The 24532-nt window shown below is 66.5% G+C and carries 24 protein-coding genes; 11 read left to right on the top strand and 13 right to left on the bottom strand.

Annotated features, from left to right (window positions below):
• Positions 1–97 precede the first annotated feature (97 nt).
• The 5 genes from N825_RS21505 to N825_RS21485 are packed head-to-tail and all read left to right on the top strand — an operon-like array spanning position 98 to position 5871.
• A complete protein-coding gene (locus N825_RS21505; protein WP_051512728.1) occupies positions 98–640 on the top strand; it encodes a TRAP transporter small permease in 543 nt (180 codons plus the stop codon).
• A complete protein-coding gene (locus N825_RS21500) occupies positions 637–1899 on the top strand; it encodes a TRAP transporter large permease (protein WP_037456781.1) in 1263 nt (420 codons plus the stop codon). Before N825_RS21505 ends, N825_RS21500 begins: the two co-directional genes overlap by 4 nt.
• 44 nt (positions 1900–1943) lie before the next feature.
• Positions 1944–3923: a transketolase gene (gene tkt / locus N825_RS21495; protein ID WP_037456779.1), complete on the top strand. Its 1980-nt coding sequence runs from the start codon at positions 1944–1946 to the stop codon at positions 3921–3923.
• 50 nt (positions 3924–3973) lie between these two features.
• Positions 3974–4957, top strand: coding sequence for a TRAP transporter substrate-binding protein (locus N825_RS21490; RefSeq protein WP_037456777.1), 984 nt, complete (start codon positions 3974–3976; stop codon positions 4955–4957).
• Between the two features lie 26 nt (positions 4958–4983).
• Complete coding sequence (locus N825_RS21485) at positions 4984–5871, top strand: NAD(P)-dependent oxidoreductase (RefSeq protein WP_037456775.1); 888 nt, start codon at positions 4984–4986, stop codon at positions 5869–5871.
• Between the two features lie 26 nt (positions 5872–5897).
• Here the strand turns inward: N825_RS21485 and N825_RS21480 are convergent, their stop codons facing one another.
• The 11 genes from N825_RS21480 to N825_RS21430 all read right to left on the bottom strand — a co-directional run bounded on the left by N825_RS21480 (position 5898) and on the right by N825_RS21430 (position 15669).
• Positions 5898–6614, bottom strand: coding sequence for an enoyl-CoA hydratase/isomerase family protein (locus tag N825_RS21480; RefSeq protein WP_037456773.1), 717 nt, complete (start codon positions 6612–6614; stop codon positions 5898–5900).
• Positions 6615–6618: 4 nt separating this feature from the next.
• Entirely contained in the window at positions 6619–7395 is a 777-nt protein-coding gene (locus tag N825_RS21475; protein WP_037456770.1) for an enoyl-CoA hydratase-related protein, read from the bottom strand.
• Between the two features lies 1 nt (position 7396).
• Entirely contained in the window at positions 7397–8107 is a 711-nt protein-coding gene (locus tag N825_RS21470; RefSeq protein ID WP_037456768.1) for an ABC transporter ATP-binding protein, read from the bottom strand.
• On the bottom strand, positions 8094–8810 hold the full coding sequence (locus N825_RS21465) for an ABC transporter ATP-binding protein (protein WP_037456767.1): 717 nt from the start codon (positions 8808–8810) through the stop codon (positions 8094–8096). Before N825_RS21465 ends, N825_RS21470 begins: the two co-directional genes overlap by 14 nt.
• Positions 8807–9814, bottom strand: a complete 1008-nt coding sequence (locus N825_RS21460) for a branched-chain amino acid ABC transporter permease (RefSeq protein WP_051512727.1) — start codon at positions 9812–9814, stop codon at positions 8807–8809. The genes N825_RS21465 and N825_RS21460 overlap by 4 nt, the downstream gene beginning before the upstream one ends.
• A complete protein-coding gene (locus tag N825_RS21455) occupies positions 9811–10710 on the bottom strand; it encodes a branched-chain amino acid ABC transporter permease (RefSeq protein WP_198038811.1) in 900 nt (299 codons plus the stop codon). The genes N825_RS21460 and N825_RS21455 overlap by 4 nt, the downstream gene beginning before the upstream one ends.
• A gap of 80 nt (positions 10711–10790) precedes the next feature.
• Entirely contained in the window at positions 10791–11978 is a 1188-nt protein-coding gene (locus tag N825_RS21450) for an ABC transporter substrate-binding protein (RefSeq protein WP_198038810.1), read from the bottom strand.
• 66 nt (positions 11979–12044) lie between these two features.
• Complete coding sequence (locus tag N825_RS21445) at positions 12045–13628, bottom strand: class I adenylate-forming enzyme family protein (protein WP_198038809.1); 1584 nt, start codon at positions 13626–13628, stop codon at positions 12045–12047.
• Positions 13618–14373 (bottom strand): SDR family NAD(P)-dependent oxidoreductase, encoded by a 756-nt coding sequence (locus N825_RS21440; RefSeq protein WP_198038808.1) that lies wholly within the window; start codon positions 14371–14373, stop codon positions 13618–13620. The genes N825_RS21445 and N825_RS21440 overlap by 11 nt, the downstream gene beginning before the upstream one ends.
• Positions 14334–15029: a TetR/AcrR family transcriptional regulator gene (locus N825_RS21435; RefSeq protein ID WP_063833899.1), complete on the bottom strand. Its 696-nt coding sequence runs from the start codon at positions 15027–15029 to the stop codon at positions 14334–14336. Before N825_RS21435 ends, N825_RS21440 begins: the two co-directional genes overlap by 40 nt.
• 103 nt (positions 15030–15132) lie before the next feature.
• The gene (locus N825_RS21430) at positions 15133–15669 is read right to left on the bottom strand and encodes a hypothetical protein (protein WP_037456763.1); all 537 of its coding nucleotides are present in this window, start codon (positions 15667–15669) and stop codon (positions 15133–15135) included.
• Between the two features lie 421 nt (positions 15670–16090).
• Here N825_RS21430 and N825_RS21425 point away from each other — a divergent pair, with 421 nt between their 5' ends.
• On the top strand, positions 16091–17767 hold the full coding sequence (locus N825_RS21425; protein ID WP_037456761.1) for a methyl-accepting chemotaxis protein: 1677 nt from the start codon (positions 16091–16093) through the stop codon (positions 17765–17767).
• A 72-nt stretch (positions 17768–17839) separates the two neighbouring features.
• Here N825_RS21425 and N825_RS21420 read toward each other — a convergent pair whose 3' ends face one another.
• A complete protein-coding gene (locus tag N825_RS21420) occupies positions 17840–18874 on the bottom strand; it encodes an aldo/keto reductase (protein WP_037456760.1) in 1035 nt (344 codons plus the stop codon).
• A 111-nt stretch (positions 18875–18985) separates the two neighbouring features.
• Here N825_RS21420 and N825_RS21415 point away from each other — a divergent pair, with 111 nt between their 5' ends.
• Complete coding sequence (locus N825_RS21415; protein ID WP_245613192.1) at positions 18986–19609, top strand: TetR/AcrR family transcriptional regulator; 624 nt, start codon at positions 18986–18988, stop codon at positions 19607–19609.
• A 28-nt stretch (positions 19610–19637) separates the two neighbouring features.
• On the opposite strand, the gene N825_RS36755 is transcribed toward N825_RS21415, so the two are convergent.
• Positions 19638–20483 (bottom strand): FadR/GntR family transcriptional regulator, encoded by an 846-nt coding sequence (locus N825_RS36755; protein ID WP_051512724.1) that lies wholly within the window; start codon positions 20481–20483, stop codon positions 19638–19640.
• 330 nt (positions 20484–20813) lie between these two features.
• On the opposite strand from N825_RS36755, the gene N825_RS21405 reads away from it, so the two are divergent.
• Genes N825_RS21405 through N825_RS21390 form a run of 4 tightly spaced genes read left to right on the top strand, consistent with a single transcriptional unit; the run spans position 20814 to position 24496 of the window.
• The gene (locus N825_RS21405; RefSeq protein WP_037456756.1) at positions 20814–21608 is read left to right on the top strand and encodes an SDR family NAD(P)-dependent oxidoreductase; all 795 of its coding nucleotides are present in this window, start codon (positions 20814–20816) and stop codon (positions 21606–21608) included.
• Between the two features lie 60 nt (positions 21609–21668).
• Positions 21669–22634 (top strand): TRAP transporter substrate-binding protein, encoded by a 966-nt coding sequence (locus N825_RS21400; protein ID WP_037456754.1) that lies wholly within the window; start codon positions 21669–21671, stop codon positions 22632–22634.
• Positions 22631–23203 (top strand): TRAP transporter small permease, encoded by a 573-nt coding sequence (locus N825_RS21395; RefSeq protein WP_051512723.1) that lies wholly within the window; start codon positions 22631–22633, stop codon positions 23201–23203. The genes N825_RS21400 and N825_RS21395 overlap by 4 nt, the downstream gene beginning before the upstream one ends.
• Before the next feature lie 6 nt (positions 23204–23209).
• A complete protein-coding gene (locus tag N825_RS21390; protein ID WP_037456752.1) occupies positions 23210–24496 on the top strand; it encodes a TRAP transporter large permease in 1287 nt (428 codons plus the stop codon).
• Positions 24497–24532 lie beyond the last annotated feature (36 nt).

Raw genomic sequence — 24532 nt, 5'->3', positions numbered from 1 at the left:
GGGAGACGGGGCGCGGGTGTTTGAAACGGCGACCGCGCCCCATCAGGCAACGCGTCCGCCGGTCATCGACGGACCCAGGGGAGGGATGACAAAGACAATGGATAACACCGGAAACATCACCGGAAATCGAAACGGCACGTCGTGGCTCCACTGGCCCGACCAGATCATCGACGCGGTCTGCAAGGCGATCCTGTGCGTCACCTGCGCCGCGATGTTCGCGATCCTGCTCGCCAACGTGTTCCTGCGCTACCTGTTCGGCACCAGCTTGGAATGGGCCTCGGAACTGCCCGAACTGCTGTTCCCCTGGTTCGTCATGTCGGGCGTCGTGCTCGCAACCTCGCACAACGCGCACATCTATATCGGCTTCATCACCGACCGCGCCACCGGGGCCGCCCGCCTGGCGCTGGCGTTCCTGCGAGCCGGATTGATCATCGTGACATACGCGGTGCTGGCCTGGGTCGCCCTGGACCTGCTGCCGATCGTGGCGGACGAGCGCACCCCCGTGCTCGGCGTGCCTGGATCGGTGACCTATTTCGTCCTGCTCCTGGGCTTCCTGCTGATCGGGTTCAAGGAGTTGTCGATCCTGATCAAGGCGCTGCACGGCATCCGCACCCCCAGCGAGAAGGTGGCCTACGAATGAGCGCGATCGTCTTCACCTGTTTCTTCCTGTTCTCGCTGCTGGGCCTGCCCATCGCCCACGCCCTGGTGATCGGTTCGACCGTCGCCATGGGAACGGCGGAACGCGGATCCCTGTCGCTGATCGTCGAGCAGATGGTCTCGCAGGTCGGCAGCTTCCCGCTGCTGGCGATCCCCTTCTTCATGCTGACCGGCAGCATCATGATGGGTGGCACCCTGGGCAAGAACCTGCTGGACCTGCTGAGCACGCTGATGGCGCGCTTCCATGGTGGTCCCGGACAGGTCGGCGTGCTGTCCTCGACCATCTTCGGCGGCATCAGCGGCTCGGCCGTGGCCGACGCCTCGGCGATCGGATCGCTGCTGATCCCGTGGCAGAAGAAGCTGGGCTATCCGCCCGGGTTCGCCGCCGCCACCATCGCCGCGTCAGCCACCATCGACATCCTGATCCCGCCCTCCATCCCCTTCATCATCTACGCCCTGGTCTCGCAAACCTCGATCGCCGACCTGTTCGTCGCCGGCGTGCTGCCGGGCATGATGCTGTGCTTCGGGTTCATGGCGGTCTGCTACGCGGTCGGCCGGTCGCGCGGCTTCCAGCGCGAGAAGCGTCCGATCAACGGCAAGGTGCTGCTGAAGGAGTTCGGCTATTCCCTGCCGGGCGTGCTGCTGCCGGTCCTGATCATCATCGTGCTCCGCTTCGGCATCGCCACCCCGACGGAGGTCGCCGTCCTCGCCGCCGCCTACGCCCTGGCCGTTTCGCTGCTGCTGTACCGCGACCTGACCTGGAAGCGCATGCTGCAATGCGTCGAGGAGGCGGGTCTGGCGACGGGCATCGTCCTGCTGGTCATCATGGCGTCGAGCGTGGTCGGCTGGATCATCACCTTCGAACAGATCCCGGTGGCCGTCACGGCTTGGATGACCTCCAACCTGACCGAGCCCTGGCTGATCATCCTGGCGATGAACCTGATCCTGATCTTCCTGGGCATGTTCATCGACCTGCCGGCCGCCGTGCTGCTGGTGACGCCGATCTTCCTGCCACTGGCCCACAGCGTCGGCATGGACAACGTCCAGCTGGGCGTGATGATGGTCGTCAACCTGGCGATGGGTCTCTACACGCCACCGGTCGGAACCACGCTGTTCATCGCGGCGTCGGTCGCCAAGGTGCCGATGGGCGCCGTGGTCAAGGAGATGATGCCGTTCTACGCCGTGGCTCTGCTGGTGCTCCTGCTCGTCAGCTACGTGCCGGCCTTCATCATCCACGGCTGATCCGATTAGCGTATCCGGATAAGAAACAACAAGGAAACGCCACCATGACCAGCGTCGATCCCCGCCGGATGGCGAACGCGATCCGCTTCCTGTCGATGGACGCGATCGAGCGCGCCGGTGAAGGCCACCCCGGCACCCCGCTGGGTGCCGCCGACATCACCACGGCGCTGTTCACGCGCCATCTGAAGTACGATGCCGCCGACCCGTTGTGGTTCGACCGCGACCGCTTCGTGCAGTCGAACGGCCATGGCTCCATGCTGCTCTATTCGCTGCTCAACCTGACCGGCTACCGGAAGATCAGCCTGGACGAGATCAAGCGCTTCCGGGTGCTGGGCTCGCACTGCGCCGGCCACCCGGAACACGACCTCGCCGCCGGCATCGAGGTGACGACCGGCCTGCTGGGTCAAGGCATCGCCAACGCGGCGGGCATGGCGCTGGCCGAGGCCTTCCTGAACAGCTGGTTCGGCCCCGGCATCGTCGATCACAGGACCTACGCGCTGGTCGGCGATGGCTGCCTGCACGAGGGCGTCGGACAGGAGGTCATCTCGCTGGCCGGACACCTGGGGCTGGGCAAGCTGACCTTCCTGTGGGACGACAACCGGATCACCGACGACGGTGCCATCGACCTCGCCCTGTCCGATGACATGGCCGCCCGGTTCCGCGCCAGCAACTGGCATGTCCAGACGGTCGACGGGCATGATCCGGAGGCGATCTCCACCGCGATCGAAGCGGCCAAGGCGGACCCGCGCCCGTCGATGATAGCCTGCACCACGGTGATCGGGCGCGGCATCCCGCGTGTCGAGGGCCAGCGGGCCGCCCATGGCGGCAGGATCTTCAAGGAGGACACAAACGCCGCCCGGAAAACCCTGGAATGGCCTCACGAGCCCTTCGAGTTTCCCGACGACATCCTGTCGGCGTGGCGCGCCGCCGGGCGCAGGAGCGCCGCCGAGCACGAGGCGTGGCGGGGCCGCGTCGCGGCGCTGGACCCGGAAAAGCGCGCGGTGTTCGACAGAGTGCGCGAGGGGCGCTTGCCGGAGGGCTGGGACGCCACGCTGCTGGAGTACCAGCGGAACGCCGCCGAGAGCCGGCACGCCGATCACGGCTACAAGATCTCGGGCGATATCGTCGACCTGCTGGCGAAGGCGATCCCGGAACTGATCTCCGGCGCTCCCGACCTGGAGGGCGCCACGCTGCACAAGCGGAGCCTGTCGGCCTTCACGGCGGCGGACAAGGGCGGGCGCTATGTCCATTATGGCGTGCGGGAACACGTGATGGGGTCGATGCTGAACGGCATGGCGGCCCATGGCGGCGTGCTGCCGGTGGGTGTGACCTACCTGGTGTTCTCCGACTACAACAGGGCGCCGATGCGGATGTCGGCGCTGATGGGGCTGCCGGTCAAATACGTCTTCAGCCATGACTCGATCGGCATCGGCACCAACGGGCCGACCCACCAGCCGGTGGAGTTCCTGGCGTCGTTCCGGGCGATGCCGAACATGCTGGTGCTGCGCCCGGCCGACGCGGTCGAGGCGGCGGAGTGCTGGCGGATCGCCATCGAGCACAAGACGGGCCCCTGCGCTTTGATGTTCTCGCGCCAGCCGCTTGAATCGGCGCGAACCGATGGGGTCGGCGAGAATCGGTCGAGCAAGGGCGCCTATGTCCTGGCCGAGGCCGAGGGCGGTCCGCGCCGGGTGACGATCCTGGCGACCGGATCGGAGGTGTCGGTGGCGCTGAAAGCGCGCAAGACGCTCCAGGCCGACGGCGTCCCGACGGCGGTGGTCTCCATGCCGTGCTGGGAGTTGTTCGAACAACAGGACGAGGCCTATCGCCGCCAGGTGATCGATCGCGGCACCGTCCGGGTCGCCGTCGAGGCGGCGGTGCGCCAGGGCTGGGAGCGGTATGTCGGCGAGGATGGCGGCTTCGTCGGGATGAGCGGTTTCGGCGCCTCCGGCTCCGTCCCCGATCTCTACGAGCATTACGGCATAACGGCGGCGAAGGTCGTCGACGAGGTCAGGGCGAGGCTCTGATCCAGCGCGATCCAAGACAACGACACAGATCTCAACTGAAGGGGGAAACGATGAAGCTCAAAAGCATTTGCCTCGCGGCGCTGCTCGGCATGGCGGCTGTTGGACCGGCGCTGGCCCAGGAGGTCAAGCTGACGCTCGGCCATAACGCGGCACCGGGCAATCCCAAGGACGAAGGCTCCCGCCACTTCGCCGAGAAGGTCAAGGAGCTGAGCGGCGGGCGGATCGAGATCCAGGTCGCGGGCAACGCGCAGCTCGGCGACGACACCGCCAACCTGACCGGCATGCGGACGGGCTCGATCGACCTGTCCGCCAACTCGCAGGGCGCCGTCTCCACCCTGATCCCGGAGTTCGGTGCGCTGGGGATGCCCTATCTGTTCGACACGCTGGAGCATGCGTGGAAGGTGGCTGACGGGCCGATCGGCGACGAACTGGCCCAGAAGGCCGATGCCAAGGGCCTGGTGCTGCTGGGCATCATGGACAACGGCATCCGCCACACGTCCAACAACAAGCATCCGATCACCAAGCCCGAGGACCTGAAGGGGCTGAAGATCCGGACGCCGCCCGACCCCGTCACCGTCGCGATCTTCCGGGCTTTGGGAGCCGATACCCAGCAGATCAAGTTCTCCGAGCTTTACATCGCGCTTCAGCAAGGGGTCGTGGACGGACAGGAGAATCCGATCATGAACGTCTATTCCTCCAAGCTGTACGAGGTGCAGAAGTTCATCTCGCTGACCGGCCACAAATACGAGACGACGCCGCTTTTGATGTCGAAGCGGACCTGGACGAAGCTGTCCGACGCCGACAAGCAGGTGATCCGCGCCGCCGCCAAGGACTCGGTGGCGTTCCAGCGGAACCTGTCCAAGGAGACCGAGGCGAAGGTGACCGCCGAGATGCCGAAGCTGGGCATCCAGGTCAACACGCCCGACCGTGAGGTTTTCCGCAAGGCCTCCCAACCCGTCATCGAGGAAGCCTATAAGGGCGAGACCGGCGACTTCATCAGGAAGGTGGTCGCCGAGGCCGAGAAGACGCGCTGAGGTGATGGGAAGTGGGGGGGAATGGGATGACGAAGGTCGGTTTCATCGGACTTGGGTCCATGGGGATGCCCATGGCGCGGAACCTGCTGGCGAAGGGCTTTCCGGTCCGCGGCTTCGACGTGCGGGAACAGTCCGTGGCGACGCTGGTGGCGGAGGGCGGCGAGGGTGCCTCCACCGCCGCCGAGGCCGCCATGGGGGCGGACCTGCTGGTGCTGATGGTGGTCAACGCCGCCCAGGCCGAGGCGGCGCTGTTCGACAGCGGGGCGTTGGAAGCATTGAGGGCGGGCGGCACCGTCGTGCTGATGGCGACGTGTCCTCCCGTCGCGGTCGAGGCCCTGGCCGAACGGGTCGAGGCGGCCGGACGGCGCTTCATCGACGCGCCGGTGTCGGGTGGGGTCGTGGGCGCCACGTCGGGCACGCTGACCATCATGGCGGCGGCCCCGGCCGCGGTCGTGGCGGACGCCAAGCCGGTGCTCGACGCCTTTGGTGACAAGGTCTTCCATGTCGGCGAGAAGCCCGGTCAGGGCGCCACGGTCAAGGCGGTCAACCAGTTGCTGTGCGGCGTCCACATCGCCGTGATGGCCGAGGCGTTCGCCTTGGCCGCCAAGGTCGGCGTCGACCTGCCGGTGCTGCTCCAGATCATGAGCGGATCGTCGGCATCGAGCTGGATGCTGAAGGACCGGGGGCCGCGCATGCTGGAGGCGGACCCGGTGGTGACCAGCGCCGTCGATATCTTCGTCAAGGATCTCGGCATCGTGCTGGAGGCGGGCAAGGGCGCCAAGACGGCGCTGCCGCTCGCCGCCGTGGCGCACCAGATGTTCCTGGCGACCTCGGGCCGGGGCGAGGGCGACGCGGACGACAGCCAAGTCATCCGCGCCTACCACGCCCTGAACGGTACCAAGCAGACCAGCTGAGGTGATCCGGCCGAGGCGGGTCGGGATCAGCGCGCCGAGGCCATCGCCTGCCCCATGACCGAGGACGCGAAGTCGCGTTCCAGGTCGTAGGCGGTCCACAAGTCAAGCTCATCCTCGCGGTTGAGGGTGGACTTGATCCCGGCGCGCATCGGTCCCTTCAACGTGCCCGCCAGTTCGTGGGCGACCTCGACCGCCCGCGCGAGGACTGTGTCGGGCGTTTCACCCAGTTCCTGGACCAAGCCGATCTGGTGGGCCCTGGCACCGGAGATCGGACGGCCGGTCAGGGTCAGCATCCGCGCCTCGCCCTGGGACAGGACCTCGCGGACGATCCGGTAGCCGCCGAAGGCGTCCACCTTGACCTCGGGCAATCCGAGCTTGGCGTCGGAAGTGGCGAACCGGAAGTCGCAGGCGCAGGACAGCATGAAGCCGCTGCCCATCGCCGCCCCGTGCAGGGCGGCTATGGAGGGTATCGGGCTGTCGTGGACGGCGCGGAGCGCGTCCCGCACGGCACCGGTGCCCGCCAGCGTCTGTCCCGGCGTCAGGCTGGCGAATTCCCGGAAGTCGTTGCCGCCGCAGAAATGCCGCTGCGGCAGTCCGGTGAACACCAGGGCCGCGACGCCGTCGCGCTCCAGCTCGCCCAGCAGCGGCGGCAGGCCCCGCCACCGCTCGAAGCTGACGGCGTTGACCGGCGGGTTGTCGAGCCGGATGACGGCGATCTCGGCGTCGCGTTCGACCTTGAACATCGCGTCACCCCCGGTCGGCGTAAGCGGGACGCCGCTTTTCCAGGAACGCCAGGGCCCCCTCCTTGGCCTCGGGCGTGCGCCGGACGGCGGCGGTCAGGGTGCATTCGAACTCGTAGCCCTCCTTCAAATGCATCATCTCGGTGCGGTTCAGGCCCTGCTTGGCGAGCCGGATGGCGGGCGGGCTCTTCTCGGCGATCTCCTCGGCCAGCCGCATGGCGGTCGGCATCAGCTCGTCCGGGCTGACGACCTGCTCGACGAGGTTGGCGCGCAACGCCTCGTCGGCCTTGATCCGGCGGCCGGTGTACATCATCAGCCGCGTCATCCCCTGCCCCGCCAGCCGCATGACATGGCGCGAGCCGCCCAGCACGCCAACATCGATCTCGGGCAGCGCGAAGACGGCGCGTTCCGACGCGATGCGGACATCGCATAGGGTCGCGAGCACGATGCCGGTGCCGACGGCGGCGCCGTTGATGGCGCCGATGATCGGGATCGGGCAATCATACATCGCGTTGAAGGTCAGGCGGACGTGGGCGAGGTATTCGGTCGCCTTGTCGAAGTCCAGATCGACGAAGTCATTGACGTCGTTGCCGCCGCAAAAGACCTTGCCGGCACCGGTGAAGACCGCCACCCGCATCGCGGGGTCCTCGCCCAGGCGGTGGAAGGTGCGGCGCAACTCGTCGTAGACCTCCAGGCTGACGGCGTTGGCGGGGGGCCGATCGAGCGTCACCACGGCCAAGCCGCGATCGACCTCGACCTTCACGAAGCGGTTCTCGTAAGTCATTTCAATGTCTCCGTTTCTTACCAAGATAACTGTCCTCGACGGCGCCGCTCGCCAGCATCTCGCTGGCTGGGCCGTCGGCGACGCAGGTTCCCGTTTCCAGCACCACCGCGTGGCGCGCCACGGCTTCGGCGAGGATGAGGTTTTGTTCGACCAGCAGGACGGCGACGCCGGTCGCGGCGATCCTGTTGACGGTCTCCGCCACCAGGGCCACCGCCTTCGGCGCCAATCCCTGGCTGGGCTCGTCCAACAGCAGCAGGCGGGGCCGCGACATCAGCGCCCGGGCCAGCGCCAGCATCTGTTGCTCGCCACCCGAGAGCAGGCCGGCGCGCTGGTGCTGGCGTTCGGCGAGGATGGGGAACATGGCGAACACGGCGTCGAACTCGGCGCGGCCCGGCTCGCCATGGACATAGGCGCCGAGCCTGAGGTTCTCGCGGACCGTCATGTCTGGAAAGACCTGACGGCCCTCGGGAACCAGCGCCACGCCACGCTTGACCCGTTCGGACGGATCGAGCCGGGTGATGTCGGCGCCATCCAGGAAGATGCCGCCGCCGCGCGCCGGGATCAGGCCGGTGATGACGCGGCACAGCGTCGTCTTGCCGGCGCCGTTGGCGCCCAGCATCACCGTCGGGGCGTCCCGCTCGACCGAGAAGCTGACGGCGTGCAGGACCTCGAGCCGGTCGTATCCGGCGCTCAGGTTGTCAATGCGCAGCATCGGCGTGCCTCCTGCCGAGATAGACGTCGATGACTTCCTGCCGCTCCTGGCATTCGGCGGGTGTGCCTTCGAACAGCACGGCACCCCGGTCCAGGACCGCGACCCGGTCCGACATCTCCATCAGGAACCGGACGTTGTGTTCGACCAGCAGGACGGTGATGCCGCTGGCGTGCCAGCGCCGGATCAAGGCGCCGAGCCGTTCGACCTGCGCCGCCTCCAGCCCGACGGCGGGTTCGTCGAGCAGCAGCAGACGCGGCTTCAACGCCAGTGCCAGCGCGATGCCAAGATGCCGGAGCGTCGCGTAGGGCAGATCGCCGGCGGTGCGGTCCAGGACGGGGCCAAGCCCGCAGGCGTCGACCAACTCCTCGATGCACGAGGGGTCGGGTGACGAGACGGCGGCGATGCGCAGGTTCTCCCGCACCGTCAGACCCAGGAACGCCCGCGTCTGCTGGAAGGTGCGGACGATGCCGCGCGACACCGACCGGGCGATCGGCCAGGGTCCGCCGTCCTCCCCGGCGAAGGTCACGCTTCCGGCGGTCGGCTTGACCAGACCGGACACGACGTTGATCAGCGTGGTCTTGCCGGCTCCATTGGGGCCGATCAGTCCGAAGATCACCCCTTCGGGGATGTCGAGCGTGACGCCCGCCAAGGCCACGACACCGCCGAACCTCGCCTCCACCCCCTTGATCTCGAGCAGGCTCATGATGTCACCTCCCGGCGCAGCGGTGTCGCGTCGGGCGCTGGTCGCGGCGCCTTGCGAAAGCTCTTCAACGCCGCCTTCAAGAGGCTGGCGATGCCCTTGGGCGCGAAGATCACGAAGACCAGCAGCAGCACACCGTAGGCCAGCAGGCTGTAGGTCGCCGCCACCCGCAGGGCTTCCGGCAGGGCGGTCAGCAGGATGGCGCCGACGATTGGCCCCCAGAGGGTTCCCATGCCGCCGACGACGACCAGCGCCACGAGTTGGAAGCCCGTGCCGAGCACCGTGAAGCTTTCAGGTGCTATGAAGTTGGACATCGAGGCGAACAGCGCCCCCGCCAATCCCGCGAAGACCGCGCTGAACGTGAAGGCCGCCAGACGCGCTCCGGCGACCCGGATGCCCAGGGCCCGCGCCAGCGTGATGTCCTCCCGGATCGCGAGGCACGCGGCCCCGAGTTTCGAGCGGACGAAGGCCGCCGCGGCGACGAAGGTGACCCAGAGCAGCCCCAGGGCCAGCAGCGCCGAATACGCGGTCGGCGATACCCTCAGCCAGTCCGGCTGTTCCGGTCCCGGAATTCCGACGAAGCCGCCGACCCCGCCGGTGACCTCGTCGAACACCAGGAACAGCTGGTGGCCTATCAACCCGATGCCGAGCGTCAGCACCGCGAAGTACAGGCCGCGCGTCCGGAACGACAGCAGGGCCACGATGGCTCCCACGGCGCCGGTGATCAGGCCCGCGATCGGCAAGGCCGTCCAGAAGCCGAAGCCGTGGTTGGCGGTCAGCACCGCGCAGGAATAGGCTCCCAGCCCATACAGCGCGCCATGGGCCAGCGACAGGTAGCCGGTGTAGCCGAGCAGCACGTCGAAGGAGACGGCGAGCACCGCGAAGATGGCGCCGATGGTGACGACGTAGAGGTAATAGTCGTTGAGCTGGAGCGCCACGGCGCAGGACGCGATGAACACGGCGGAAGCGGCGATCACCGTCCGGGGAAAGCTGTTGGAGCCCGTCATCGTTCCACCTGCGCCCGTCCGAAGAGCCCCTGTGGCCTGATCAGCAGGACGGCGACCAGGATCAGGAAGGTGCCGATGTCCTGGAACTGGCTGGAGCCGTAACCAGCCACCATGACTTCGACCATCCCCAGCACCAGACCGCCGACGATGGCCCCGGGCAGGCTGCCGATGCCGCCGATCACCAGGACGACGAAGGCCTTGAGCACGGGATTGACGCCCATCGACGGATATATGGGGAAGGTGGCGCCGAGCAGGGCTCCGGCGACGGCGCCGAGGGCGGCGCCGATGGCGAAGGTGGCCAAGCGGACCCGCGTCATGCTGATGCCCATCAGCAACGCCGCGTCCCGGTTCTGCGAGGTCGCCCGGATCGCCAGACCCAGCCGGGACCGGTGGAGCACCAGCCACACCGCGGTCCAGGCGACCGCCAGGGTGGCGATGATCGTGATCTGGAGATAGGTGATGGTGAACAGCGAGGTCCGGACCATGCCCGTCATCGGCGCCGGAATGGTGCGGGCCTCCGTCCCCCAGATGATCGTCGCGAGCTGCTGGAGGATGATCGATCCGGCCAAGGCCGAGATCATCAGGCTCAATCCGGAGCCATGCCCCCCCGAATCATGTCCAGGGGCCGCGGCGACCGGTTGGAAGACCACGCGATCCACGATCCAGCCGATCAGGACGACCAGCACCACGGCGGTGGCCATGGCGAGCCAGAAGTTGAGGCCCGTCGCCACCAGCGCGTAGGTGACGAAGGCGCCGAGCATGTAGAATTCGCCATGGGCGAAGTTGGGGATCAACAGGACCCCGAAGATCAGGGTCAGACCCAGCGCCACGAGGGCATAGGTGCTGCCGAGAGCGAGCCCGTTGGCAAGCTGTTGAGGCAGGAGTTCAAGCATCATGGCTCGTCTCCGATCATATGGAAGACTGGTCGGTCGGAAGGCTGGTCTTTCAGGCTGGGAGCGACGTCCGGTCCGTGCCCTCAGTCCGTGAGACGCGCCGGCTCCCAGGCCTCGCCGCGCCAGACGCTGACCTCGCCGCGCAGGTCGACCTGACCATCCGCCGCGAACAGGCGTCCGTCGGGCTGCGGCGTGTAGCGGGTGACCAGTTCGGGAATATCCGAGACCATGAGGGCGGCCATCGCCTTGTTGACGGCTGCGTTGTCCAGTGACCCGGCCTTCTCGAAGGCGGCCTTGAAGATGTATACGGCGTCGTGGCTGAGCGCCGTCAACTCGCCCGGACCTTCGTTGTGCTTGGCGCGATAGGCCTTATCGAGCGCTATCGCCTTCTCGTCGCCCAGCTTGACGTAATCCTCGGTGGTCGGCGGAATGCAATTGTACACGCCTTCCATCTCGGCGGCCGTGATGTTCTTCAACACGGTGGATGGCGGCGAGACCATCTCCCAGACCACTTGGCCGGTGAAGCCGAGCTGGCGGGCCTGCTTGGTGATCAGGGCGCCCTCGGCGGGATAGCCCCGGATCAGCAGCACCTCGGCGTTGCGGCCGCGCAGGTTGGTCAGCGCCGCCGAGAAGTCGGTGTCGCCCAGCTTGTAGTAATCCTCGCTGGCGATCGAGACGCCCAGTTCCTTGAGGTTCCCGGCGAGATCCTTTTGCGAGTTCATGAAACCGGCGTGGAAGCGGTCGGTCATCATGGCGACGGATGGATATTTCTTGGCCTTGAACAGCTCCGCGACGGCGACGTTATAGCCGCCGACGGTCGCCTGATTGCGGAAGATGTTCTTTCCGTTGGTCATGTTCTCGGCGATCGTGCCATCGATCAGCTGGGTCAGCTTGTCGTTTCGCTCCACGATCGGCTTCAGCGCGGGGGCGACGCCGCTGGCCAGCGGCCCGATGATGAAGCGAACATCGGCCGACACCAGCTTGCGGAGCGCCGCGACCCCCACGGTCGGGCTCGCCTGGTCATCCTCGGTCGCGATGCGGATCTGGTATTCCTTGCCGCCGACCTTGACGCCGCCGGCCTTGTTGATGTGCTCGGCGGCGAGTTGGACGCCGCGGCTCTCCGGCAGGCCGTAGAACGTGGCGGGGCCCGTGATGGGATGGATCTCGCCGATCACGATCTCGTCGGCCGCCTTGGCGCCGCCGCCGATCATCGGCAGGATGCCCAACCCCAGGATCAGACAGGTCGCGAGACTTGGACGCAAGTTCACCATTGCCGTTCCTCCCACTTGATTTTTTGGCGTTTGTTCTTCGCTTTGGGACGAGGTCTCGAAGGCCGCTCAAGCGGCTGGTTCGGCCAAGCTCTTCTTGATTTCGTGCTTCTTGATCTTGCCCGCCGGGGTCTTCGGCAACTCGTCCAGGAAGACCACCTGACGGGGAGCCTTGAAGCCGGCGATCTTCTTCCGGACATAGGCGGTGAGCGCCTCGCCGGTGATCTCGGAGGAGCCGTCACGGACGACGGCGGCCACGACACGCTCGCCATAGTCGACGTCCGGCAAGCCGAAGACCGCGCAGTCCCGCACCTCGGGATGGCCGATCAGGACCAGTTCGACCTCCTTGGCGAAGACGTTCTCGCCGGCCGAACGGATCATGTCCTTCTTGCGGTCGATCAGATGGACGAAGCCGTCCTCGTCGATCCGGCCGAGGTCGCCGGTGTGGAGCCAGCCGCCGGCGAAGGCTTCCGCCGTGGCCTCGGGCCGGTTGAGATATCCGCTCATCAGGGCGGGCCCGCGCACGCAGATCTCGCCAAGTTCGCCGCGCGGCACCTCCGCCATTTGGTCGTCAAGCAGGGCGACCTGCAGGCCCGGAACGGGAACCCCGATCGACAGCGGGCGTTTCAGGGCGTCCTCGGGCCGGTTGATGCAGATGTAGGGGCCACCCTCGGTCAAGCCATAGGCGTTGGCGATACCGAGGTTGGCGGCACCCCGCTCCCGGAAGGCGTCGACGATCCGCAGGATCAGGGTCGACGGGTCGTAGTTGGCGTAGGCGATCAGCCGCATCGACGACATGTCCGACGTGGACCACGCCTTGCTCTCGACCATCTGACGCAGGACGAGGGGAACGCCGAACATTCCGTTGCAGCGGTGCCGCTCGATCTGGGTGACGGCGCTTTCCGGCTCGAACCGTTCGGCGATGACGGCGCCGCCGCGTTGCATGAAATAGAGCTTCAAGTAATCCCAAGCGCCGGTGTGGAACAACGGCATGTAGCAGAAGAACCGCTCGAATTGCTTGATCCCGAAGACCGGCAGGGCGTTGAGGGCGTCCAGCACCGAACGCCGGTGCGATATGATGGCGCCCTTGGGCCGGCCCGTGGTGCCCGAGGTGTAGAGCACGAGATGGGCGTCGTCCCAGCTTTGGGCGCGGGAAACCTGCTTGCGGCGGGGTGCGTCCAGCAGTTCCGGCCACGCGACGCCGTCGCCGTCACCCGCCGTGGCGTTTCTCAAAACGAAACGCGGCTTCTCCTGTAGCGTCTCGACCGCCTCGCGGGCGGCGGCCAGGAACTCGGCGCCGACGACCAGCAGGAGCGGCTGGCAGTTGTTGAGGATATACGCGATCTCCGCCGGACGCAGCCACATGTTGACCGGCACCAGCACCGCTCCCATACCGGCCAAGGCGTAGCCCAGCAGGACGTAGTCGTCGGAGTTCCGGTCCAGGACGGCGACGCGGGTTCCCCGGACGACGCCCTGTTCGGCCAATCCTTGCTGGATCCTGGCGACCTTGTCGCCAAAGCCGGCCCAGGTCAGCGTCCGGTCGCCGAAGATCAGCGCCGGCTGGTCGGGCACCCATCGGACATTGTCGGCGACGACATCGGAGAGCAGGTACGGAAGCCCCGCCGTTTCAGGTTGTCCCCTGTCATGCGGCACTGAACCCTCCATCGACGACGACCGTCGAGGCGGTCGTGAAGCCGGAGAAATCGGAGCAAAGGAACGCCGCCGTGCCGGCGATGTCATCCGGCCTGCCGAGACGGCCGATCGGCAGGACGGCGGGCTTCGAGTACGCCAGCACCTTCTCGGTCATCGGCGTCTCGATCACGCCGGGGCAGATGCAATTGACGCGGATGTTCTTGGGTCCGCATTCGATGGCGAGCGCCCGGCTGAGCGACAGCACGCCGCCCTTGGACGCGGAATAGGCGTTGAGCTTTTCCCAGCCGGTGATGGCGACGACCGAGGCGATGGTGACGATGCTGCCGGACCCCTGCGCCTCCATCAGCCGGACGGCCGCCCGGCAGACATAGAAGGTGCCGGTGAGGTTGACCGAGATCACCTTGTCCCAGATGCCATCCTCGACCCGCGTGATCGGGCCGTCCTTGGTCGGATACCAGATGCCGGCGCAGTTGACGACCGCGTCGAGACCGCCGAAGGTTTCCGCCGCTTGGGCGAAGGCGGCATCCACCGAGGCGGATGACGAGACATCGCAGGGAATTGCCGTATGGGACGCTTCCCCGGCGGGCAGGCTTTCCGCCATCTTGGAGGCCGCGCCGCCGTTGAGGTCGGTGACCGCCACCCGGGCGCCCGCCGCCGCGCAGACCGCCGCGACGCTGGCGCCGATCCCGCTGGCGCCGCCGGTGACTAGGACTCTTTTTCCTTCGAGCAGTTTTGGAAATCGCACGTTTCTTCTCCCATGACGCGCCGTTCCGGCGCTTTTTCTTCCGTCATGCCGACCAGCAGCAGGTCGGCGATCTCGTCGGCCACATCCTCGGGCCGGCGTTCCGTGTAGGGTGCCCAGCGATGGACCGTGGACAGGAGGCCAAGGACGCCGAACGCGGCGGTCCTGGCGTCGGCCCGGCGGAACTCGCCCGACGCGATCCCCTCCTCGATGATGCGCATGACCCAGGCCTCGAACTCACGCTCGCGGATGGCCAAGGCGGTTCGCGACAGCTCGTCGAACTCGTGGCGCTCGCGCCAGAAGATGGTCAGGAACCGGCGGTTCTCGATGTTGTGGAGTGTCTGGAGCCTGATCAGCCGGCGTAGTCTCGCGTTGGCGTCGCCCGTGGAGTGGGCGAGCTTCTCCATCGTTCGGAAGAACTCGGACGTGATGGATTCATAGAGCATCTCCAGGAGATGCGACTTGTTGCGGAAGTAGTGGTAGATCGCGGGTTTGCTGACACCGCAGGCTTCGGCGATCTCGTTCATCGAGGTGCCGCGGAAGCCCTTGACGTCGAAAAGATCGATGGCCCGTTCGAAGATGATCTGGCGGATGTTGTCGGCGCGGCCTGGATCGCCGCCCCGGGGAACCGATTTGATCGCGACGCTCTTTCGAACCATTCCATCCTCCGTGAAACAGATTGTTACTTACCGGTCGGTAAGGTGTCAAGCGGTGAATCGGAGAGCGTCGTGGGAAACGCGGTGATGACGCCGTACGGGCGCGTCAGTCCGGGAGGGAGCCGGTCACCGCCGCCAGATCATCCACCCATTCGCTGCCGAAGCGCACCAAAGGCCGCATCATTCCGCCACGCTCTACCAGCAGGGTGACGAGGATATGCCGGTCGTCGGGACCGCGCGCACCGCAGACCATCGCGAAACGACGGTTGGCGACGACATGCTGGAATTTGGCGGCGAGCGCCTCCTGGGTCATGGGGGCGATGGTGGCCGGGAGCGTGGCGGTGGCGCTGCGGAAGGCGTAGCCATGCTCGCCCTTGTGGTTCTGGTGCTTGCCGAACCGTCCCAGTTCGGGGACCGCCAGCTTCAGCAGGTCGCCAAGGTCGGTCAGCGCCGCCGCGTCGAAGGGATCGCCGCAGGCGTGCCATAGTCCGCCCGCCCCTTCCAGCAGGGTCGCGGCGCCGGCCGCGTGGGCGGGATCGGTGGCGTCGACGCCGATCGCGAAGTGCTGCCCGGTCGCGGTGCCGGTGTATGAATTCGCCAGTTGGGCCGTGCTGACACGGATGTCGTGGTCGGTTTGCGTCATGGTCGTTCCTCCAGTTCCGCCTTGGCCGGCGGTGATGGGCCCATTGGGCGATTGTCGATGATGCGCCTGTTCCTTCCGGTTAGCCACCATCGTCGGATCTATCCGCCTTAGCACCAAGGGCATGGATGGGCATAAGTCCGGGAATTTCAATCCGATGAATTAGGCATAACTATCTTACTAACAAATTCAACTTCATTTATATCTGAATTTCTTTATATTGCTTAGTGGAAGCAATAAACCGCGAAGTCGGATTATCCGACCTGATGATACTTCGCTTCCCAAGATGAGCTGATATCGATTTTGCAAATATCCAGCCGCCCAAAACTGTCGAACCAGTCGGTGGCGAGATATCACTTCCTCGCCTGATCCGTCCTGGTGCGATCTGAAGACGAAACGGGGATTTCAGGTGGAGGTGGAGAGTATGATTCTTCGTAGACTGTCGCTGTCGACCAAAGTAGCCACCATGGTCATCGCCGCCCTGGCGACGCTTGGCTTCGTCATCTACCTATTCAATGACAAGGCGCAACGCGATTACGCCGAGGGCCTCGCACAAGACAGGCAGGAGTCGACCATGCGCGTGGCGTGGGACGTGCTGCGCCAGTATGGGAGCGAGTTCCAGGTCAAGGACGACAAGCTGCTGGCGGGTGACACCGCCTTGAATGGCTTCTTCGATCCGGTCGATCGCGTCAAGAGTTTGGTCGGCGGCACCGCCACGATCTTCCTGGGCGACACGCGGGTGGCGACCAATGTCCAGAAGTCCGACGGCACCCGGGCGGTCGGAACCAAGCTGGCTCCCGGTCCCGTTCATGACGCGGTGCTGAAGCGCGGTGTTCCCTTCCGGGGCGAGGCCGATATCCTGGGCACCGCCTATTTCACCGCCTACGACCCGATCAAGAACGCCAAGGGCGATGTGATCGGCGTGCTCTATGTCGGTCTGCCCAAGGCGGACTTCTTCGCCGAGGTCGACGCCACCAGCGAATGGGTGGCCGCCATAAGCGCCGTCGTCACGGTGGTGATGGCGTGCCTCTGCCTGTTGCTAGGACGCATCCTGTTCCGCCCCCTCAAGGCGATCGGCGTAGCGATGGAGCGGTTGTCGGAGGGTGATCTGACGGTCGATGTCGCGTGGACGGACCGGGCCGACGAGATCGGCGCCATGGCCCGTGCCGTACGGGTCTTCAAGGAGAATGGGCTCGACAAGCGGCGGATGGAGGCGGAGCGGGATTTGGCGAAGGCCGAGGCGGAGCGCGAGGGCAAGGCCGCGATGGCACGGATGGCCGATCGGTTCGAGGATAACGTGAAGGGCATCGTGGAGGCCGTGGCCTCCGCCGCGACCGAAATGCGGAACACCGCGACCGTGATGACCGACACCGCCGACACGACCAGCCACCAGGCGACGGCGGTGGCCGCGGCGTCGGGACAAGCCTCCGCCAATGTCCAGACCGTGGCGGCGGCGACCGAGGAATTGTCGTCCTCCATCGCGGAGATTGGCCGCCAGATCACCATATCCAGCCAAGTCGCCAGCGAGGCGGTGACGCGGGCCGAGCGGACCAATGGGACGATGGGGTCGCTGGTGCGGGCTGCGGATGAGATTGGTCAGGTGGTGGAGCTGATCAACAGCATCGCGGGCCAGACCAACCTGCTGGCGTTGAACGCCACGATCGAGGCCGCGCGCGCCGGAGAAGCCGGCAAGGGCTTCGCCATCGTCGCGAGCGAGGTCAAGACCTTGGCGACCCAGACCGCCAAGGCGACCGAGGATATCCAAGCGAAGGTCAAGGAGATCCAAGGCGCCACCGGCGGCGCCCAGGTGGCGATCGAGGGCATCGGCAAGGTCATCGGCCGGATGAACGAGATCACCACGACCATCGCCTCCGCGATCGAGGAGCAGGGTGCCGCCACGCGGGACATCTCGTCCAACATCGGCCAGGCGGCGCGCGGCACGGAGGAGGTCTCGGCCAATATCGGCGGCGTGACCGAAGCCGCCAGCGAGACCGGCACCGCGGCCTCCCAGGTCCTCGGGGCGTCCGAGGGACTGGCGCGGGAGGCGGAGAAGCTGCGGGCCGAGGTGGCCAACTTCATCGCCACCATCCGGGCCGCCTGAACTTCCGAAGCCGCGGCTTTCATCGGTGGCCTCGCGTGAGGGCGCCGAGGAAGTCGCGGCCATCCGCCCGCGTCAGGCGGCCGCCCGCTCCACGATCGGACGACGGCGTGATGCCGTCTGGATGATCGATGGCGGCGAGTAGGCCGCTCTCTCGAGCGGAGCCACATCGACACCCGGCGGCACGATCCCGTCAATCCGATCCAGGATCTCGTCCGTCAGCACCACCTCCGCGCCGGCCAGCAGGCCGTCGAGTTGCTCCAGGGTGCGCGGGCCGATGATCGCCGCGGTGAGCGCCGGATGCGATACCACGAAGGCCAGCGCCATGTGCATCAGTGAGATGCCAGCGCTTTCCGCCACTGGAATCAACTTCTCGACCGCGTTGAGGCTTCCTTCGTCGGACATCGCCTTCGGGAAGAACTTCACCCGCAGCGAGTCCGGCTGCCGCTCGCCCTTCCGGTACTTGCCGGTGAGCATGCCCTTCGCCAGCGGGCTCCAAGCCATCACGCCCATTCCGAAACGTTGGCAGGTCGGAAGCACCTCGCGCTCGATCGACCGGTTGAGGATCGAATAGGGCGGCTGTTCGGTACGGAAGCGCGCCAACCCACGGCGTTCGGCGATCCACTGTGCCTCCACGATGTCGGACGCGGGAAAGGTCGACGCCCCGAACGCGCGGATCTTGCCCGCCCGCGTCAGGTCGGTGAGCACCGACAGCGTTTCCTCCACATCGGTTTCCGGCGACGGCCGGTGGATCTGGTACACGTCGATATGATCCGTCTGGAGGCGTCGCAGCGAATCCTCGACGGCGCGCGTGATCCAGCGCCGCGAACCGCCGCACTGGTTCGGATCGTCGCCCATCGGCAGGGAAGCCTTGGTGGCGAGCACGACATGATCCCGCCGTCCCTTCAACGCCTTGCCGACGATGACCTCGGAATCACCCTGGCTATAGGCATCGGCGGTGTCGATGAAGTTGATGCCGAAGTCGAGGGCCTTGTGGACGATGCGAACGCACTCGTCATGATCGGCGTTGGCCACTTTCCCGAACATCATGGCGCCTAGGCAATAGGGGCTGACATGGATGCCGGTGCGGCCGAGCGGGCGGTGACGCATGGTCTTCTCCCTGGGGGCTGGCGGAGTTCCAGCAAACCCTCTATATGTGAAGCGGAACTAGCGTCCGTTTATATGGAACGTTGTTCCATTTAGCAAGGGATAGTTTTGGTGGTGGAAAAAGATTCCGAGTCTCCGGAGGCGCGGGACGAGCACGATCGACCGATGCGGGCCGATGCCCGCCGCAACGTCGATGCCCTGCTTCGGGCGGCCCTGACGGTGTTCGACAAGGTGGGAGTGGATGCGCCGATGCGGACGATCGCGGCCGAGGCGGGCGTCGGTGTCGGCACCCTGTACCGGCACTTTCCACAGCGCTCGGACCTGATCAAAGCCATCATCCAGCGCGAGGTCCACGACTGCGTGGAGGCGGCCGCGACGCTCGGCAAAACCCAGCCGCCGGGTGACGCGCTGGCGGCCTGGGTTCAGCGCCTCGTGGATCTCGTGGGCACGAAGCGCGGCCTGGGGTCAGCGCTCCACTCGGGCGACCCCGCTTACCAAGCGCTGCCGAACCATGTCCTGGGCCAGCTGACGCCCGCCTTGCGCGGGCTGCTCGACGCCGCGGTGTTGGCCGGAAAGATACGCTCCGACGTGGACGCCCGCGAGTTGCTGATGGCGGCGATGCGGCTGGCGGCGCCCGCGAGCGATGGTGACACCGCGGAGGCGCGGCGTATGGTGGCGTTGCTTGTCGATGGCCTGCGCTTCGGGGCGCGCGTGCCGGCGAAGTCCCCGGCCGGGTGAACACCACCTCGCTGGCGCGTCTTGTTCCTTAGGTCAGCGGAAGCCGTTGGCGTGTCCTCGGGGGGCGGCGTCCCGGCCGGGTGGCTTGGTCTTCCCCCAGGGTCGCCACTGGGGGTGCCACTGGGGGCGCCACTGTAGTCGAGGTGTCGAGGGTGAGTTGGAAGTCCTTCAGCCCGTCGGCCACGGCGCGGTCCGAGACCGCTTCCCGCGCGCCGTTCTGGTTGCGCGCCTCTATCATGCCTATGACGAGGTCATGGTTGCGCGCCGCGCGCTCGCCTCCGCCGCGCCGCAGGCTTTCCCGGATCCAGGGTGACGCCTCGGTCGTGACGAAGCGGCCAAGTGATGCCACGAGGTGGTTGCCGCAGATGTCGTAGACCGTGTGATGGAAGGCGAGGTCGGCGGCGAGCAGGTCATCCAGCGGGGCGGCGGGGTCGGCGGACTTCCGGCGCAGGGTGGCGTTGACCTCCTGGAGGCGCGCCAAGTCCGCCTCCGTGCGGTTGCGGGCAGCCAGCTCCGCGGCGGTGCGCTCCACCATCAGCCGGGTTTCCATCAACTCGGCCGGGGTGGTGGCGCGGAGATGCGATTGGAACACCAAAAGCTGTCCCAGCGCCCCCGCGGCTTGCGGCCGCATGAAGGTCCCGATCCCGCGCCGGATCTCCACGACGCCCACCGCCTCCAGGGCCTTGATCGCCTCGCGGACCGGCGTGCGGCTGACCCCCACCGCGGCCGCGATCTCACCTTCCGTCGGCAGCTGGGCGCTGGACGGCAGACTGCCGTTCCGGAGGCCGTCCTGGATGAAGGTTAGGACCGCCTGGACCGCCGAGCCTTTGCCAGTGACCGGTGTGGCCGAGGCCATGACGTCATCCACGCTCATCGTCGGCGTCCCGATTTCCTGGATTGATTGGGCTATCGAAGCATTAGTGATGCTGTAGAATCCGGCTTGACCCGCCACGAGGTATGATGTCTCTTGCCATTTAACGCCGTCAAGGCGAAAGGGCGGCACCAAGCCGAGGCATGGTGTCGCGCATGTGAGGGGAGGAAATAGCGGAATGGGCAGAATCATGCCTGCCGCGCGGCTGAACGGCACATTCACATCGCTTATGACATCATATGTCCAACCATATATTTGTCAGATGATCCATGCCGGAGTTCCGTCGCGCCAGCTCCTTCCCGCCCCTCGCGCATCCCAGGGAAAAGCGGAAAGATGACCAACAAACTTCAGGACAAGGTCGCGATCGTCTTCGGTGCCGGATCGGTCGGCGAAGGCTGGGGCAACGGCAAGGCGTCGGCGGTGGCGTATGCCAGGGCGGGCGCCAAGGTCGTCGCGGTGGACATCCAGCAAGCCGCCGCGGATGCGACGCGCGACATCATCGGCTCCGAAGGCGGCGAGGCGATCTCGGTCGGCGCCAACGTGACGGCGCTCGACGACGTGCGGCGGGCGGTGGACGAGGCGGTCAAGGCTTTCGGCCGCATCGACATCCTGCACAACAATGTCGGCATCACCTCGCAGGGTGGACCGGTCGAGACCAGCGAGGAGGTCTGGGACCGCGTCATGACGGTCAACGTCAAGAGCATGTTCCTGACCTGCAAGTGCGTGCTACCGCTGATGGAGGAGCAGGGCTCCGGCGTCATCACCAACATCTCGTCGCTGGCGAGCGTCAGGTGGACCGGCTACGCCTATAGCGCCTATTACGCGTCCAAGGGCGCGGTGAACATGTTCACCAAGGGGCTCGCGATCCAGTACGCGCCCAAGGGCATCCGGTCCAACTGCATCCTGCCCGGCCTGATGGACACGCCGCACATCTACCAGCAGATCTCCGGCTTCTACAAGGATGTCGGCGAGATGGTCGAGGCCCGGCACAAGCTGTCGCCAACCGGACGCATGGGCGACGGCTGGGACATCGCCAACGCCGCCGCGTTCCTGGCGTCCGACGACGCGAAGTTCATCAACGGCATCGAGTTGCTGGTCGACGGCGGCATGCACGTCCGCTGCGGCTGAGCGGCGGTTCCGCTCCGGCGACCCCATCAAAACGAAGAAAATATTTCCCAGGAGGAAACGATGAAACGGATTGTCACGTTCTTCGCGGCGCTCGGCGCCGTGGCCGGCGCCCTCGTGGTCCCGGCCGCCAGCCAGACGCTGCGGATGGCCCACATCTTCACGCCCGGAAACATCTGGTACGAGACGGCGGAGGCCTACGCCAAGGCGGTATCGGAGCGGAGTGGCGGCAAGATCAAGATCCAGATCGCCCATTCCGGCTCGACCGGCGACTGGCCGCAGTCGATCGAGGGCCTGCTGATCGGCACCAACGACATCGTGCTCCAGAGCATCGGCACGCTCGACCGCTACGACCCGTTCGCCGGCATCGAGGCCTATCCGTACCTGGTCCGCGACCTAGACCACTTCCGCAAGGTCTACTACGGGCCGATGGGCGCCGAACTGTTCGACGAGATCGCCACGAAGACCAAGTTCCGCATCATCGGCGCCGGTTATCGCGGCGCCCGGCACCTGTCGACCAACCGGCCGATCACCGACGTCGCCGATCTGAAGGGCCTGAAGCTGCGGGTGCCGCCGATCAAGAGCAACCGCCTGACCTGGGAATATCTCGGCGCCAGCCCCGTCCCGATGGGCGTCGCGGAGTTGTTCACGTCGCTCCAGCAGGGTGTCGTCGACGGGCAGGAGAACCCGCTTGAGATCATCGACAACCTGAAGCTCTACGAGGTGCAGAAGAACCTGGCGGAAACCGCCCACGTGATCGGCGCCTATACCTTCATCTACTCCGACATGCGCTTCAAATCGTTTCCCGCAGAAACGCAGAAGATCCTGAAGGAGGAGGGCGAGAGGATCATGCTGGAGGCGACCGACCGCATGGCCAAGGCCGAATCCGAACTCAAGACCAAGCTCGAGGGCAAGGGCATGAGGTTCAACACCGTCGACCGCGCGGCCTTCCAGGCCAAGCTGGCCGACCTGCCCAAGCAGTTCCCCGAGTTCGGCGACTGGATCACCCGGATCGGTTCGGTTCAATGATCGGGAGGACCGACACCCTGTCCGACGGCTGCGGCGCGCGAGCGCCGTCGCCCCGGCGGGCGCGGGCCGACAGGTTCGCGATCGGGCTGGAGCGGGTGCTGGACGCGCTGGTCGGCGCCATGATCCTGGTCATGGCGGTCACCGTGTGCTGGCAGGTGGTCGGCCGCTACGTGTTCGACAGCGCGCCGGGCTGGTCGGAGGAACTGTCGCGCTACCTGATGATCTGGGTGACCATGATCGGCTGCGCCGGCGTGCTGCGGCGGGGCGGCCACATGTCGGTCACCGCCCTGCTCGACCGCCTGCCCCCGGCGGCGGCCTCCGTCCTGCTGTGGGTGCGCGACATCTGCCTGGTGGCGACCCTGGCGCTGCTGACCTGGTACGGCGCGCAGCTGTCGACCATGATGGGCGCCCAGCAGACGGCGACGCTCGGCATCTCCAAGGGCTGGATCTACGCCGCCATTCCCGTCGGCGCCACCCTGACCGCGTTCATGCTGGTCCTGGCCCGGATCGCCGGCGCTCCCTTCCGCGCCACGGAAGAGGGCACGGAAGATGTCCTACACAAGGAGTGACGACCGATGAGCCTGATCGGAACCCTCAGCGTCCTGCTCGTCATCGGCCTGCTGCTCAGCATGCCCGTGGCCTTCGCCCTGATCATGCCCGCCATGACGGTGGTCTGGCTGATGGGCATCAACCTGATGAGCGTGCCGCAGCAGGTGATGTCGGGGATGGACAGCTTCACGCTGTTGGCGGTCCCCTTCTTCCTGCTGGCGGGTGACCTGATGACGGCGGGCGGCATGACCACGCGCCTGCTCGACTTCACCAACGCGCTGGTCGGCCGTTTCCGCGGCGGTCTCGCCATGAGCAACGTCGTGTCCGCCACCGTGCTGGCCGGCATCTCCGGATCGGCGGTCGCGGACACCAGCGCGCTCGGCAAGGTCCTGATCCCCGGGATGGTGCGGGCGGGCTACGGCGCCGGCTTCTCGGCGGCGCTGACCGCCGCCGCCAACGTCGTCGGACCGATCATCCCGCCGTCGATCACCTTCATCCTGATCGGCGTGCTGACCAGCCAGTCGATCACCAAGCTGTTCCTGGCCGCCGTGATCCCGGGGTTCGTCTACAGCGCCGCCATGCTGGTCATGGCGACCTGGATCAGCCGCCGCCGCAACTATCCGACCCACGCGGCCCAATCTTTCCGCCAAGTCATGACCAGCATGCGGAAGGCCGTCTGGGCGCTGCTGATGCCCCTGCTGATCATCGGCGGCATCCGGTCCGGCGTCTTCAACGTGACCGAATGCTCGGCCGTCGCGATCTTCTACGCCCTGTTCGTCGGCCTGTTCGTCTACCGCGAGCTGAACCTCGAGAAGATCTACGGTTGCCTGGTGTCGGCCGGCCGCTCCACCGCCGTCGTGATGATCGTGCTGGGTGGCGCGCAGGTGGTGTCCTGGCTGCTGGCCTACGAGAACATCCCGCAGACGATGGCCGAGCTGATGCTGTCGGTGTCGGACAACCCGCTGGTCTTCCTGCTGCTGGTCAACGTGCTGCTGCTGTTCATCGGCACCTTCATGGAGAACGCCCCGGCGCTGGTCATGCTGGTCCCCGTGCTCTTCCCGGTGGCGACCACCCTGGGGATCGACCCGGCCCACTTCTCGGTGATCATGTCGGTCAACCTGGTGATCGGGCTGATCACGCCGCCGGTCGCGATCTGCACCAACATCGCCGCGATGATCGCCAAGGTGCCGCTGCGCGTGGCGACGGCGGAGATGATGCCGTTCTTCCTGACGGCGGTCTTCGTGCTGATGCTGATCACCTTCTTCCCGGCCTTGAGCCTCTGGCTGCCCTCGGTGGCGATGGGCCAGCATTGATCCACGCGGCGACCCGATCCCGGCGCTTCGGCGCCG

The sequence above is a fragment of the Skermanella stibiiresistens SB22 genome, assembly GCF_000576635.1.
GTDB lineage: Bacteria > Pseudomonadota > Alphaproteobacteria > Azospirillales > Azospirillaceae > Skermanella > Skermanella stibiiresistens.
This window is presented reverse-complemented; position numbering and strand designations above follow the sequence as displayed.

What these genes read in the sequence shown, in the direction of transcription:
- N825_RS21505 (WP_051512728.1), top strand. Translation starts at nt 98, where the DNA reads ATGGATAACACCGGAAACATCACCGGAAATCGAAACGGCACGTCGTGG.
- N825_RS21500 (WP_037456781.1), top strand. Translation starts at nt 637, where the DNA reads ATGAGCGCGATCGTCTTCACCTGTTTCTTCCTGTTCTCGCTGCTGGGC.
- tkt (WP_037456779.1), top strand. Translation starts at nt 1,944, where the DNA reads ATGACCAGCGTCGATCCCCGCCGGATGGCGAACGCGATCCGCTTCCTG.
- N825_RS21490 (WP_037456777.1), top strand. Translation starts at nt 3,974, where the DNA reads ATGAAGCTCAAAAGCATTTGCCTCGCGGCGCTGCTCGGCATGGCGGCT.
- N825_RS21485 (WP_037456775.1), top strand. Translation starts at nt 4,984, where the DNA reads ATGACGAAGGTCGGTTTCATCGGACTTGGGTCCATGGGGATGCCCATG.
- N825_RS21480 (WP_037456773.1), bottom strand. Translation starts at nt 6,614, where the DNA reads ATGTTCAAGGTCGAACGCGACGCCGAGATCGCCGTCATCCGGCTCGAC.
- N825_RS21475 (WP_037456770.1), bottom strand. Translation starts at nt 7,395, where the DNA reads ATGACTTACGAGAACCGCTTCGTGAAGGTCGAGGTCGATCGCGGCTTG.
- N825_RS21470 (WP_037456768.1), bottom strand. Translation starts at nt 8,107, where the DNA reads ATGCTGCGCATTGACAACCTGAGCGCCGGATACGACCGGCTCGAGGTC.
- N825_RS21465 (WP_037456767.1), bottom strand. Translation starts at nt 8,810, where the DNA reads ATGAGCCTGCTCGAGATCAAGGGGGTGGAGGCGAGGTTCGGCGGTGTC.
- N825_RS21460 (WP_051512727.1), bottom strand. Translation starts at nt 9,814, where the DNA reads ATGACGGGCTCCAACAGCTTTCCCCGGACGGTGATCGCCGCTTCCGCC.
- N825_RS21455 (WP_198038811.1), bottom strand. Translation starts at nt 10,710, where the DNA reads ATGATGCTTGAACTCCTGCCTCAACAGCTTGCCAACGGGCTCGCTCTC.
- N825_RS21450 (WP_198038810.1), bottom strand. Translation starts at nt 11,978, where the DNA reads ATGGTGAACTTGCGTCCAAGTCTCGCGACCTGTCTGATCCTGGGGTTG.
- N825_RS21435 (WP_063833899.1), bottom strand. Translation starts at nt 15,029, where the DNA reads ATGGTTCGAAAGAGCGTCGCGATCAAATCGGTTCCCCGGGGCGGCGAT.
- N825_RS21430 (WP_037456763.1), bottom strand. Translation starts at nt 15,669, where the DNA reads ATGACGCAAACCGACCACGACATCCGTGTCAGCACGGCCCAACTGGCG.
- N825_RS21425 (WP_037456761.1), top strand. Translation starts at nt 16,091, where the DNA reads ATGATTCTTCGTAGACTGTCGCTGTCGACCAAAGTAGCCACCATGGTC.
- N825_RS21420 (WP_037456760.1), bottom strand. Translation starts at nt 18,874, where the DNA reads ATGCGTCACCGCCCGCTCGGCCGCACCGGCATCCATGTCAGCCCCTAT.
- N825_RS36755 (WP_051512724.1), bottom strand. Translation starts at nt 20,483, where the DNA reads ATGAGCGTGGATGACGTCATGGCCTCGGCCACACCGGTCACTGGCAAA.
- N825_RS21405 (WP_037456756.1), top strand. Translation starts at nt 20,814, where the DNA reads ATGACCAACAAACTTCAGGACAAGGTCGCGATCGTCTTCGGTGCCGGA.
- N825_RS21400 (WP_037456754.1), top strand. Translation starts at nt 21,669, where the DNA reads ATGAAACGGATTGTCACGTTCTTCGCGGCGCTCGGCGCCGTGGCCGGC.
- N825_RS21395 (WP_051512723.1), top strand. Translation starts at nt 22,631, where the DNA reads ATGATCGGGAGGACCGACACCCTGTCCGACGGCTGCGGCGCGCGAGCG.
- N825_RS21390 (WP_037456752.1), top strand. Translation starts at nt 23,210, where the DNA reads ATGAGCCTGATCGGAACCCTCAGCGTCCTGCTCGTCATCGGCCTGCTG.